Origin of the sequence: Nocardiopsis sp. NPDC006139, from assembly GCF_040614155.1 — a bacterium.
GTDB lineage: Bacteria > Actinomycetota > Actinomycetes > Streptosporangiales > Streptosporangiaceae > Nocardiopsis > Nocardiopsis changdeensis.
The window spans coordinates 129,056-142,060 of sequence record NZ_JBEXTT010000016.1 but is presented as its reverse complement, the minus strand read 5'-3'; the positions used below and the strand labels follow the sequence as shown (position 1 = coordinate 142,060).

Below are 13,005 nucleotides of genomic sequence, written 5' to 3'. Positions count from 1 at the left end.
TCTCCGAACAACCACCCTGACCTGTGAAAACTTACAACTGCCCGTGCATGTGCGCATTACATGCACTGTGTGCCCCCGCACGATCCCATGCACGGGCAGGACGAGAACGTGAAGCGTGATCGGAGCGAACGAGATGAGCAGTGACGGTCCGTCCGGTCGGCTGAGGGATTCCGACTCCCCGATCGCAGTGGTGGGACTCGCGCTCCGCCTCCCCGGCGCCTCCACCCCCGAAGCGTTCTGGCGGATGCTGTGCGAAGGACGCGAGTCGATCACCGCACCCCCGGAACGCCTGGGCGTGTCCTCCGCGAACCGCGACCACTACTGGGGCGGCTATCTCGACCGGCCGGAGGAGTTCGACGCCGCCTTCTTCGGGATCTCCCCCCGTGAGGCCCTGGCGATGGACCCCCAGCAGCGCATCATGCTCGAGCTGAGCTGGGAGGCCCTGGAGAGCGCCCGGACGGCGCCGGACTCCCTGCGCGGCTCCGAGACGGGTGTGTTCACCGGCGCCATCTCCTCCGACTACTCGCTCCTGCGGAGCCGGTCCGACGGCGGCGCCCATCACACGATGACCGGCACCCAGCGCGGCATGATCGCGAACCGGGTCTCCTACACCCTCGGCCTGTCCGGCCCCAGCCTCACGGTGGACAGCGGCCAGTCGTCGTCCCTGGTCGCCGTGCACATGGCCGCGGAGAGCCTGCGCCGGGGCGAATGCTCCCTGGCACTGGCCGGAGGCGTCAACCTCATTCTGGCCCCGGAGAGCACCGAGGACGCGGCCCTGTTCGGCGCACTGTCCCCGGACGCCCGGTGCTACACCTTCGACGCGCGTGCCAACGGCTACGCCCGGGGTGAGGGCGGGGCAGTGGTCGTGCTCAAACCGTTGGAGCGGGCCCTGGCCGACGGCGACCCCGTCCACGCCGTCCTGCGCGGCGGCGCCGTCAACAACTCGGGCCAGACCTCCTACCTGGCGCGCCCCGAGGCGCCCGGGCAGGAGGCGGTCCTGCGCGCGGCCCTGCGGCGGGCGCAGGCCGAACCGTCGCAGGTGGGCTACGTCGAGCTGCACGGCACGGGCACCCCCGCGGGGGACCCCGTGGAGGCCCGGGCCCTGGGCTCGGTGTTCTCCCCCGGCCGTGAGGACCCCCTGCACGTGGGATCGGCCAAGACCAATGTCGGCCACCTGGAGGGCGCCGCGGGCATCGTCGGCCTGGTCAAGACGGTGCTGAGCCTGTCCCACGGTCAACTGCCGCCCACCCGGAACTTCTCCGAACCCCACCCCGACATCGACCTGGAGGCCCTGCGGCTCAGCCCTCAGACCCGGCGTGAGCCCTGGCCGGTGGACGCCCCGCTCGCGGGTGTGTCCTCCTTCGGTGTGGGAGGCACCAACTGCCACCTGGTCCTCGGACCGCCCCCGCCGGCCAAGTCCGACCGCTCCGGCCCGGCCGCGGGGGAGGGGGCGCTGTCCCCTGTTCCCTGGGTGCTGTCCGCCCGTTCGGAGGAGGCGCTGCGCGCGCAGGCTTCGGCACTGCACTTCTTCGTCTCGTCCCGGCCCGGACTGCGGGCGCAGGACGTGGGCCTGTCCCTGGCCACGACCCGCACCGTGTTCGAGCACCGCGCCGTCATCTTCGCCCCGGTGGACGACGGATCGCGCGAACCGGAATCGATCCCGCCCGCACCGGTACCGGTCGAAGGCTCACATTCCCGGCCGGTACTGGTCTTCCCCGGACAGGGCGGGCAATGGGAGGGGATGGCCCGCGACCTGCTGGACGGCGACGGTGTCCTCGCGGCGGGGTTCACACGGCGGCTGCAGGAGTGCGAGAGGGCCCTGGAGCCCTTCGTGGACTGGTCGGTGGCGCAGGTGCTGCGCGGAGACCCCCAGTCCCCGGCGCTCACCGGTCCGGAAGCCCGGGTGGACGTGGTGCAGCCGGTGCTGTGGGCGGTGATGGTGTCCCTGGCCGGGGTGTGGTCCGACCTGGGAGTCGAGCCCGCCGCGGTGATCGGGCACTCGCAGGGCGAGATCGCGGCCGCGTGCGTGGCCGGGATCCTGTCGCCGGAGGACGGGGCGCGTGTGGTGGCCCTGCGCAGCCGTGCGCTGCGGGCCCTGGCCGGGAGCGGCGGCATGGCCTCGCTCGGGGTGTCCCCCGAACGCGCGGCCCGCCTGGTCGAGAGCGTGCCGGACCTGTACCTGGCCGCCGTCAACGGCCCCTCGTCGGTCGTCGTCTCGGGCGGCCGGGAGGCGGTCCGCCGGGCCGTGGAGCACTGCGTCGACGCCGGGGCGCACGGCTCCCTGGTCGACGTCGACTACGCCTCCCACTCCGCCCACGTGGAGCGGATCCGCCGAGACCTGGCCGAACTGCTCGGAGAGGTCGAGACCCGGCCGGCGCGGGTGCCGTTCTTCTCCACTCTGACGGGTCGCGCCCTGGACCCGCAGGCGCCGGCCCTGGACGCCGGGTACTGGTACCGGAACCTGCGCGGTACCGTCCGCTTCGCCGACGCCGTGCGGGCGGCGGTGGAGGACGGACACAGGGCCTTCCTGGAGGTCGGGCCGCATCCGGTCCTGTCCTTCGGCATCACGAGCACCCTGGCGGAGGCGGGGGTCGAAGGGGTGGCCCTCAAGACCTTGAAGCGCGACCGCGGGGACCAGGCACAGATGCTCGCGTCCGCCGCCCTGGCCTTCACCGCCGGAGTGGACGTGGACTGGGGGGGCCTGTTCCGCGGGACCGGCGCGCGCCCGATCGACCTGCCCACCTACCCTTTCCAGCGCACCCGCTTCTGGCCGGGGGAGGCGGTGCCCGGGACCGGGGCCGCCTCCCGCGGAGGAGCCGCACGCGCGGGGAACAGTACCGCGGAGCTGGTCACGGCGCTCACGGCGCGCGTGCTGGAACGGGCTTCCCTGGCCGCCGACGACGAGCGCAGGGCCTTCCGCGACCTCGGCTTCGACTCGATCATGCTGCGCGAGCTCGCGGCCCTGATCACCGCTGAGACCGGAGTCCACCTCCACGACACCGTCCTGTTCGACCTGCCCACTCCCGCGGCCCTGACGGAGTTCCTGGTCACAGAGATCGGGGACCGGGCACCCGAGCCGTCCGGAGACGGGGGCGCGCAGCCCGCCCCCGCCGACCCCGTGCCCGCGCCCTCCGCGATCCCGGCTCCCGCGCTCTCCGCCGCCCCGGAGCCGGAGGACGACCCGATCGCCATCACCGCCATGTCCTGCCGGCTGCCGGGAGGCGTGCGCTCCCCCGAACAGCTGTGGCGGCTCGTCGAGGAAGGGGTGGACGCCATCGGCGACTTCCCCGACGACCGGGGATGGGATCTGGAGGGTATCTACCATCCCGACCCGGGGACCCCCGGCCGCACGTACACGCGGTCGGGCGGGTTCCTCTACGACGCGCCCCTGTTCGACCCCGGCTTCTTCGGTATCAGCCCGCGCGAGGCCGACGCCATGGACCCGCAGCAGCGCCTGCTGCTCGAGGTCTCCTGGGAGGCGGTCCGCCGGTCCGGGCTGAGCACGGACGACCTGCGCGACCGGCAGGTCGGAGTGTTCGTCGGCGCCATGCCCGGGGACTACGGGCCGCGCCTGGCGGACCCGGGCGCCGGCACCGACGGCGGTTACCGCCTGACGGGCAGCACCCTGAGCGTGGCATCGGGACGCATCGCCTACTACCTCGGACTGCACGGCCCGGCGCTGACCATCGACACCGCCTGCTCCTCCTCGCTCGTCGCGCTGCACCAGGCGGCGGGGGCGATCCGCCGGGGCGAGTGCGAGATGGCCCTGGCCGGGGGCGTCACCGTGATGTCCACCCCCGGCATGTTCCTCGAGTTCTCCGCGCAGCGCGGCCTGTCCCCGGACGGCCGCTGCCGCGCCTTCGGAGCCGGGGCGGACGGCACCGCCTGGGCCGAGGGGGCCGGCATGCTCCTGCTGGAGCGCGCCTCCAGCGCCCGCCGGGCGGGCCGTCCCGTCCTGGCCCTGGTCAGGGGTAGCGCGGTCAACTCCGACGGGGCGAGCAACGGGCTCACCGCACCCTCTCGGGAGGCCCAGGAGAGTGTGATCCGCAGCGCGCTGGCGGCGGCCGGAGTGGCGCCGGAGGAGGTCGACGCCGTAGAGGCGCACGGCACCGGTACACGGTTGGGGGACCCGATCGAGGCCAAGGCGCTGATCGCGGTGTACGGGCGGGCGCGCGGTGACTCCGGCGAGGACCTGCGGCTGGGTTCGCTCAAGTCCAACATCGGGCACGCCCAGGCCGCGGCCGGTGTGGCCGGGGTGATCAAGATGGTGGAGGCGTTGCGGCACGGGCGGCTGCCCCGCACCCTGCACGCCGACCGGCCCACCGACAAGGTGGAGTGGGACGGCAGCGGTGTGCGTCTGCTGCGCGAGGCCGAGGAATGGCCGGACACGGGCAGGCCCCGTAGAGCGGCGGTGTCCTCCTTCGGTATCAGCGGCACCAACGCGCACGTGGTGCTGGAGGGCGTCGCCGACGAGGGAGCGCCCGTCGTCGCGCCCGAGGACCCCTTCCGGCGCGAACGCCATTGGGCGGGCACGGAGCCGTCGGCGGCTCCGGCCGGGCCGCCGACCGCGTCCGGGGCCCTGCTCGACGGAGGGCTCGAGCTGGCCGACGGGCGGACGGTGTTCGGCGGGCGCCTCGTCCTCGCCGAACACCCGTGGGCCCGTGACCACGGTCTGTGGGGACGGACGGTCCTCCCGGGCACAGCGTTGGTAGGGCTGGTCGCGCACGCGGCCGCGCACACCGGCGCCGCGACCGTGGCCGAACTGGCCCTGGAGGCACCGCTGGTCCTGTACGGGGGCACGGGCCTCCGAATCCAGGTCACAGTGGACGGGGAAAAGGACGGGCTGCGCCGGGTGAGCGTCCACGCGCGCCCGGACGGTGCCGCGAACGCCCCGTGGACCCGGCACGCCTCCGGGGCCCTGGAGTCCGGCGGCGAGCCCGCCTCCGAGCCCGTCGATACCGCCCCGTGGCCCCCCGCCGACGCCGAACCCGCGGCCGCCCGTCCCGACTACGCGCTCCTGGCAGGACGGGGACACTTCTACGGTCCCTCCTTCCGGGGGCTGCGGGAGGTGTGGCGGCACGGCGGCGACATCCTGGCCTCGGTGGCTCCGCCCGGGGCCGACGCCGCGGGCTTCCCCGGCCCCCACCCGGCCCTGCTGGACGCCGCGCTGCACGCCGTCCTGCTGTACGGGCGGACGGGCGGGGAAGTCCCGCTGGTCCCCTTCTCCTGGTCGGGGGTGCGCGTCCACTCCCCGGGTGGGAAGGGGACTCCGGGAGCCCCCCTGCGCGCCCGCATCTCCGAGATCGGCCCCGACCGCTACCGCGTGCGCCTGAGCGAGGGGGACGGCACCCCCGTGGTGACCGTCGACGAGCTCACCCTGAGGCCGCTGCACGAGGGCGCCCTGCCGCCGCGCGATCCCTCCGAGGTCCCCGGCCTGTACGAGACGGTGTGGGAGAAGGCCCCCGTCCCGACCCCCGGTACGACGGTCCCCGCCGACACCCCGGGCCTGGACGCGCTGGACCCGGACCTGCCCGTACCGCCTGTGGTCTACACCGAACTGCCCGCGGGTCTCGTCTACTCCGGCGACCCGGTCCCCGACGCCGTCCGCAGGGGACTGGAATCGGCCCTGGAAGCCGTCCGGTCCTGGCTGGCCGACCCCCGGACCGAGCACGCGCGCCTGGCCGTGGTGACCTGGCGGGCGGTGGCCACCGACCCCGGGAACCGGATCGCGGGTCTGGCCGCGTCCCCGGTGTGGGGGCTGCTGCGGGCGGCCCAGCGCGAGCATCCGGGGCGCCTGGTCATCGTGGACTCCGACGGCTCCGAGGAGTCCCACCGTGTCATGGCGGAGGCCGTCGGTTCGGGCGAGCCCCAGTTGGCCCTGCGCACGGGCACCGTACTGGTGCCCAGGCTGGTGAAGGCGGCGGACGCCGGACGGGACCCGGCTCCGCCGGGAGCGCCGTGGCGCTTGGACACCCGGGGGCCGGGGTCCCTGGAGGACCTGGTGCCGGTACAGGCACACGAGGCCGCCCGGCGCCTCGGACCGCATGAGGTCCGGATCGCCGTGCGCGCCGCGGGAGCGAACTTCAAGGACGTGGTGGTCGCCCTCGGCCTGGTCGAGGGCGAGACGGGTATGGGCATCGAGGGGGCCGGGATCGTCCTGGAGACCGGTTCCGAGGTGGCGGACCTGGAGCCGGGGGACCGTGTGACCGGCCTCTTCGACGGCGCGTTCGGTCCTGTGGCGGTCGCCGACGCCCGCAGGCTCGCCCGCTTCCCCGACGACTGGACGTTCGAGCAGGCCGCGGCCGTCCCCGTCGTCTTCCTGACCGCCTACTACGCGCTGGTGGACCTCGCCGGTGTGCGCCCCGGGGACAACGTCCTGGTGCACGCGGCGGCGGGCGGCGTGGGAACGGCCGCCGTGCAGCTCGCCCGGCACATGGGCGCGCGCGTGTTCGGGACGGCCAGCCCGCACAAGTGGGCGGGCCTGGCCCCCTACGGACTCACCGAGGACCGGCTGGCCTCCTCCCGCGACCTGGATTTCGAACGGCTCCTGCGCGCGGCCAGCGGCGGGCGCGGCATGGACGTGGTCCTCAACTCCCTCAGCGGAGAGTTCGTGGACGCCTCCCTGAGGCTGCTGCGCTCCCCGGCCGACGGCGGCGGGCCCGGCGGCCGCTTCGTGGAGATGGGTCTGACCGACGTCCGCGAGGTGGAGGACGTCGCCGCCGCCTATCCCGGCCGCGAGTACCAGTCGTTCAAGCTGACGGAAGTCGATCCCGAACGGATCGGTCAGATGCTGAGGCGGATCCTGGAGCTCTTGGCGGGCGGCACCGTCGCGCCGCCGCCCGTGACCGTTCACGAACTGAGCGAGGCCCAGGACGCCCTGCGCTCCCTGCAGCGCGGCGACAACATCGGCAAGCTGGTGCTGACCGTGCCCGCTCCCTTCCCCCAGGAGCGCACGGTCCTGATCACCGGCGGCACCGGCACACTGGGACACCGGATCGCCCGTCACCTGGTCACCGGCTACGGGGTGCGCTACCTGCTGCTGACCAGCCGCAGCGGTCCGCGGGCCGAGGGACAGGACGAGCGCACCGCGGAGCTGGAGGAACTGGGCGCACGCGTCCGGGTCGAGGCCTGCGACGCCGCCGACCGGAAGGCGCTGGCCGACCTGCTCGGCGGTATCCCGGGGGACCGCCCCCTGGGCGCGGTGGTGCACGCCGCCGGTGCGCTCGACGACGCCACCGTCACCTCGCTCACCCCGGAGGGGCTCGAACGGGTGCTCCGTCCCAAGGTCGACGCCGCCTGGAATCTGCACGAACTGACCGCCGGCACCGATCTGGCCTCGTTCGTGCTGTTCTCCTCCGCCGCCGGAGTGCTGGGCAACCCCGGCCAGGGCAACTACGCCGCCGCCAACGTCTTCTGTGACGCGCTGGCCCACCACCGCCGGGAACGCGGTCTGCCCGGGGTCTCCCTGGCCTGGGGCCTGTGGGCCGGAGGGAGCGGTATGACGGACCACCTGGACGGGGCCGACCTGGCGACCCTGGGGCGCGGAGGTCTGCTGCCGATGGCGCCCGAGGACGCGCTGGCCGCGTTCGATACCGTGCTGGCGTGGAACCTGGCCAACAGCGTTCCCGCACTGTTGGACCCGGCCGGGGCCGCCGGCATCGGCGTCCTGCGCGGCCTGGTCGAATCCGTGGAGGAGAACGGAGCGGACCACGACGGGGCCCCCGGCCGGTCCGGCGGGCCGTCCGGGGAGGCCGACCCCGCCGCCCGCTTCCGAGGGATGGACCCGGAGGAACGCGAGCGCGCCCTGCTCAAGGAGGTGTCCGTGCACACGGCCGTCGTGCTCGGCCACGGCCCGGGGGCCGACGCCTCGCGCGTCGCGGTCGACCGGCCCTTCAGCGCGCTGGGCCTGGACTCGCTCACAGGCCTGGAGCTGCGCAACCGGCTCGCGTCCTCGGCCGGGGTACGGATACCGGCCACCGCGGTCTTCGACCATCCGACCCCCCGCGCCCTGGCGCGGTTCCTCGACGGCCTGTTGGTGCCCGCGCCGACGGCGCCGGACGGTGGGGGACAGCACGCCACCCGCCCCCCCGAACCCCGGGACGGCGCCGGCACCCCCGAGGGCGGTATCGACGCCATGGGGGTCGACGAACTCGTGAATCTCGCTTTGCAGGGGGAGACCCCCTCACTCGTACGCGGACAGGAGAGGGCAGATGGCTTCCGGTGACGACCGCCTGATCGAGGCACTCCGGTCGGCTCTGAAGGAGAACGCCCGACTGCGGCAGGAACTCGACCGGGCGGCCCCCGGCGAGCCGATCGCCATCGTGGGGATGGGGTGCCGCCTTCCCGGAGGCATCGACTCCCCGGGAGAGCTGTGGGAACTGGTCGAGGAGGGCCGTGAGACGGTCGGCCCGTTGCCCGACGACCGCGGGTGGGACCTCCCCGGTCTGCTGGGCGAGGAGGGAACGGAACCGCGGTCGAGGATGCGGCAGGGCTCCTTCCTCCAGGCGGCGGCCGACTTCGACCCCGGGCTCTTCGGCATCTCCCCCCGTGAGGCCGAGGCCATGGATCCGCAGCAGCGGCTGCTGTTGGAGGTGGCGTGGGAGACCCTGGAGAACTCCGGGATCGCCCCTCTCTCGCTGGCGGGCGGTGACACGGGTGTCTACGTCGGCACCCTCACCCCGGAGTACGGCCCCCGGCTGTCCGAGGCCCCGGACGACGGGCTGACCATGACGGGGACCGCGCTCAGCGTGGCCTCCGGGCGGATCTCCTACAGCCTGGGGCTCACCGGCCCCGCGATCACCGTGGACACCGCCTGCTCCTCCTCCCTGGTGGCCGTGCACCTGGCCGTGCGTGCGCTCCGGTCGGGGGAGTGCTCACTGGCCCTGGCCGGCGGGGCGACGGTGATGTCGTCCCCGGGCCCGCTCACGGAGTTCACCCACCTGCAAGGGCTGGCGGCCGACGGCCGCTGCAAGGCGTTCGGGGCGGACGCGGACGGCGCCGGCTTCTCGGAGGGCGTGGGCCTGGTGGCGCTGGAACGCCTGTCCGACGCGCGCCGCCGCGGCCACCGGGTCCTGGCGGTCATCCGGGGCGGGGCCGTCAACCAGGACGGCGCCTCCAACGGGCTCACCGCACCCAACGGACCCTCGCAGGTCAAGGTGATCCGCGCGGCGCTCGAGGACGCCGGGCTGACCCCCGGGGACATCGACCTCGCGGAGGCACACGGTACCGGCACCCGGCTCGGCGACCCCATCGAGGCACAGGCACTCCTGGAGGCCTACGGGCAGCGCCCGGCGGACCGGCCCCTGTGGCTGGGCTCCCTCAAGTCCAACCTGGGCCACACTCAGGCGGCGGCCGGCGTCGCGGGCCTGATCAAACTGGTCCAGGCCCTGCGTTACGGCGTGCTGCCCAAGACCCTGCACGCCGACGAGCCGACCCCGTACGTGGACTGGAGTTCGGGTGCGGTGCGCCTGCTGACCGGCGCGCGGCCCTGGCCGAGCACCGGAGCCCCCCGCCGGGCGGGCATCTCCTCCTTCGGAGTGAGCGGTACCAACGCCCACCTGATCGTCGAGCAGGCCCCGGCGGACGACGGGGACCGGGAGCCGGGCGAACGGCGCGACAGGCCCGGACGGATCCTGCCCTGGGTGCTGTCGGCCCGTGACGGCGAGGCTCTGCGGGGGCAGGCGGCCCGGTTGCGCGACCACCTGCGCGGCGACCCGGGGGCCGACCCCGTCGACGTCGGCTGGACCCTGGCCACCGCCCGGTCCGCTCTGGAGCACCGGGCCGCGATCGTGGCCGGGGAGCGGACCGGGTTCCTCGACGCCTTGGACGCCTTGGCGGAGGGAAGGCCGCACCCCCGCGCTGTGACGGGACGCGCCTCGGGCGACCGCAGGCCCGTCCTCGTCTTCCCCGGACAGGGCGGCCAATGGGCCGGCATGGCCGTCGAACTCCTGGAGACCTCGCCGGTGTTCGCCGGGCGGATGGCCGAGTGCGAGAAGGCCCTGGCCCCCTATATCGACCGGCCGCTGTCGGAGACACTGCGGCGCTACGGGGACGGCACGGAGGCCCTGGACCGCGTGGACGTCGTCCAGCCGGTGCTGTGGGCCGTCATGGTCTCCCTGGCCGAGCTGTGGCGCTCCCACGGGCTGCGCCCGGCCGCCGTGGTGGGCCACTCCCAGGGGGAGATCGCCGCCGCCTGCGTGGCGGGCGCGCTGTCCCTCGAGGACGCCGCCAAGGTCGTGGCAACGCGCAGCAGGGCGCTGCTGGAACTGTCGGGCACCGGGGCGATGGCATCGGTCTCCCTGCCCGTGGACACCGTCCGGGAGCGCGTCGCCGGAGCGGCCGGCGTGTACGTCGCGGTCGTCAACGGCCCCGGTACCACGGTCGTCGCGGGCGACCCCGGGGCGGTGCGCTCCCTGGTCGCGGAGTACGAGGCGGCAGGGGTCCGGGCCCGGATGATCGCGGTGGACTACGCCTCGCACACGCCGCACGTGGCGGCCCTGCGCGGCTCCCTGGAAACCGCCCTGGCGGGTATCGCCTCCCGCGAACCCGAGATCCCGATGTACTCCGCCGTCACCGGTGGGCGGTTGGTGGGCGCCCCTCTCGACGCCGGGCACTGGTACCGCAACCTGGCGGAACCGGTCGAGTTCGACAAGGTGACGCGCGCCCTGCTGGAGGACGGGTACGACGTTTTCATCGAGGCGGGTCCGCACCCCGTGCTGGCCGAAGCCCTTCAGGACACCGTGGACTCCGCCGATGCACCGGGTGCAGCCGTGCTGGGCACCCTCCGCCGCGGCGAGGGCGGTGCCGACCGGTTCCTGGCCGCGGTGGCCCAGGCGTGGACCCACGGGGTCGACCCGGACTGGGCCGGGGTGTTCGGCGACGATGCCCGTGTCGTCGACCTGCCCACCTACGCCTTCCACCGACAGCGTTTCTGGCGGTCGGGAGGGGGCGACGGTTCCCGGGCCGGGGTCCGCCCCGCCCGCGACGGATCCGGCACCGGTGCCCCTCCCGCGCGGGGATGGACCTACCGAGAGGAGTGGCGGCCCGCCGGGGCCTTCGGCGGAGAGTCCGTGCCGACCGGGGCGTGGTTGCTGTTCGGCCGCGGGACCCCTCCCCGCGAGGTCATGGACTGCGTCGCGGCCCTGGAACGCCGGGGCCACCACGTCCGTATCGTGGACGTCCCCCCGTCCGCCGACCGCCGGGCCCTGGCGTCGATCGCGGCCCGGGCGGGAGAGGGTGCCGCACCCGTGGTCGGCGTCGTATCGGCCTTCCTGCATCCTCCCGGTACCCCGGGGGCCGCCCTGCCCACGGAGGCGGTCGGGCAACGGGACACGGTCGCGCTGATCCAGGCCCTGGGCGACGCCGGTGTGGACGCGCCCCTGTGGTGCCTGACACGGGGCGCCGTACCCGCCTCCGGGCCGGTGACCGACCCCTCCGGCGCACTCGTCTGGGGACTCGGCCGGGTCGCGGCCCAGGAGCACACGGATCGGTGGGGCGGCCTCGTCGATCTGCCCGCCGAGTGGGAGCCGGACACGGGGGAGGCGCTCGCCGCCGTCCTGGCGGGAGAGACGGCCGCGGGGGAGGACCAGCTCGCGGTCCGCTCCGGCGGTGTCCTGGCCCGCCGGATCGTTCGGGCGCCGATGGACCGGATCCAGGCCGTGCGCCGCTGGGAACCACGCGGAACCGTGCTGATCACCGGCGGGACCGGGGCTCTGGGCGCGCACACCGCGCGCCGTCTCGCCCGGCGCGGCGCCGAGCACCTGCTCCTGGTGAGCCGGAGCGGACCGCAGGCCCCGGGCGCGGCGGAACTGGAGGAGGAACTGCGCGGATCGGGGGCACGCGTGACGATCGCCGCGTGCGATGTCGCCGACCGGTCCGCTCTGGAACGGCTTCTCGACCGGATCCCCGACGAGTACCCCCTGCGGGCGGTGGTGCACACCGCGGCCGCCTTGGACGACGCCGCGATCGCGGACCTGCGCCCCGGCCAGGTGGCCGCCGCCCTGCGCGCCAAAGCCGACGCAGCCGTGCACCTGCACGAACTGACGCGCGGGCGCGACCTGTCGGCGTTCGTGTTGTACTCCTCGGTCTCCTCGGTGTTCGGGGTGGCCGGGCAGGGCAACTACGCACCGGGCAACGCCTTCTGCGAGGCCCTCGCCCATCACCGCCGCTCGCTCGGACTGCCCGCAACGTCGGTGGCGTGGGGCGCCTGGTCCGGGAACGGGATGGCCCAGGACACGGTCGTCTCCGAACTCCTGAACCGCCACGGGCTGCCGGGCATGGACCCCGAGGACGCCCTCGCCGTTCTGGAGCAGGCGCTCGACCGGGACCTGACCGCGCTCGCCGTCGCCGACATCGACTGGCCGCGGTTCCGCACCGCGTTCACCGCGAACCGGCCGAGCCCGCTGATCGGGGAACTGGGCGCACCTTCCACCGGGGCCGAGCCCGGCACCGCCGGGCTCGCGGAGCGGTTGGCCGGCCTCGACCGGGCCCGACGGCGCGCGGTGCTCACCGAGCACGTGTGCGAAGAGGCGGCCGTCCTCCTGGGACACCCCTCCGGTGCCGCGATCGACGCCGATCGCGGACTGCGGGACCTGGGGATGGACTCGGTCACGGCGGTCGGACTCCGCAACCGGCTCGCCGTGCTCACCGGGCTGAAGCTGCCCTCCGGGCTGGCCTTCGCCCACCCGACGTGCGCGGCGCTCGCCCGCCATCTGGAGGAGAGGATGTTCGGCGGCACCGAGCAGGCCATCATGACTCGGATCGACGGCATCGAGGCCGCCCTGGCCGAGCACGAGGGTCCCGACCTGGACCGCGACGCCGTCGCCCGGCGGCTGCGCGTCCTGTTGGACCGGCTGTCGCCCCCGGCGCCCGGCACCGCGGACGACCGGGATCTGGAATCCGCGAGCCGGGAGGAGCTCTTCGCGTTCATCGACGATGCGCTGCGCGACTGATCGGCGCACCCCGGCACCCGGAACCCGGCCCCTCCCGTGTCCGGCCACGGACACG

At 74.6% G+C, this 13,005-nt stretch carries 2 protein-coding genes; both read left to right on the top strand.

Features of this window, described 5'->3' with window-relative positions:
* Positions 1 to 133 precede the first annotated feature (133 nt).
* Positions 134 to 8,224, top strand: a complete 8,091-nt coding sequence (locus ABZ249_RS21305; RefSeq protein WP_355265687.1) for an SDR family NAD(P)-dependent oxidoreductase — start codon at positions 134 to 136, stop codon at positions 8,222 to 8,224.
* Positions 8,211 to 12,950 (top strand): type I polyketide synthase, encoded by a 4,740-nt coding sequence (locus ABZ249_RS21300; protein WP_355265621.1) that lies wholly within the window; start codon positions 8,211 to 8,213, stop codon positions 12,948 to 12,950. The genes ABZ249_RS21305 and ABZ249_RS21300 overlap by 14 nt, the downstream gene beginning before the upstream one ends.
* Positions 12,951 to 13,005: the final 55 nt, after the last annotated feature.

Coding starts and splice junctions, on each gene's coding strand:
- ABZ249_RS21305 (WP_355265687.1), top strand. CDS start 134: ATGAGCAGTGACGGTCCGTCCGGTCGGCTGAGGGATTCCGACTCCCCG.
- ABZ249_RS21300 (WP_355265621.1), top strand. CDS start 8,211: ATGGCTTCCGGTGACGACCGCCTGATCGAGGCACTCCGGTCGGCTCTG.